Raw genomic sequence first — 911 nt, forward strand, 5'->3', positions numbered from 1 at the left:
GGGGGAGGTGCACCGCGCGGTCGCCGCCGAGCGCGAGCACCTCCTGGGCCCCGACCACCCCGACACCCTCGCCAGCCGCTACGAGGTCGCGTTCGCCCTCAGCCGCACCGGCCGCGCCGCCGACGCGCTGCGCGCCTACAAGCGGGTCGCCGAGGCCCGCATCCGCGCGTTCGGCGCCGACCACCCCGACACCCTCGCCGCCCGGCAGGAGATGGCGTACGTCCTCGCCCAGCTGGGCCGCCCCTTCGACGCCCACCAGGTCTATCTGTCGGTGCTCGCCGCCCGCGAGCGGACCATGGGCCCCGACCACCCCGACACCCTGCGCTGCCGCCACAACCTCGCCTTCAACCTCGGCCGGCTCGGCCGTCCGGAGGACTCGTACAGAATGGCGTGCGAGGTGGCCGCCGACCGCGCCCGCGTGCTCGGACCCGAGCACCCCGACACCCTCGTCACCCGGTACGACGTCGCCTACACCCTCGGTCAGCTGGGCCGCTGGACGGAGGCCCTGGAGACCTACCGCGAGGTCGCCGAGGCCCGCGCCAGGGCCCTCGGCCCGGACCACGCCGACACCCTCGCCGCCCGCTACGAGACCGGCATCAGCCTGGGCCGGCTGGGCCGCACCGCCCAGGCCCTCGACCTCTACCGCGCCCTGGTCGCGGACCGCACCCGCGTCCAGGGACCCACCCACCCCGAGACCCTGCGCGCCCGGCACGGCATCGGCGTCAACCTCGGCCGGCTCGGCCGCTGGGCGGACGCCCTCGCCGAGTCCCGAGAGGTGTGCGCGCTGCGCGAGCGGGTCCTCGGCACCGACCACCCGGACACCCTGGTCAGCCGCCGCGAGGTGGCCGTCGGGCTGGGCTGGCTGGGCCGCTGGGCGGACGCGCTGGCCGAGTACCGGCGGGTCGCCGAGG

1 protein-coding gene is annotated in these 911 nt (G+C 77.2%); it reads left to right on the plus strand.

Features of this window, described 5'->3' with window-relative positions; genetic code table 11:
- Positions 1 to 911 (plus strand): tetratricopeptide repeat protein (locus tag B7767_RS38065; RefSeq protein WP_143652880.1); only part of this gene is annotated, 911 nt, incomplete at both ends.

This window comes from Streptomyces sp. 13-12-16 (assembly GCF_002114215.1).
Classification (GTDB): domain Bacteria; phylum Actinomycetota; class Actinomycetes; order Streptomycetales; family Streptomycetaceae; genus Streptomyces.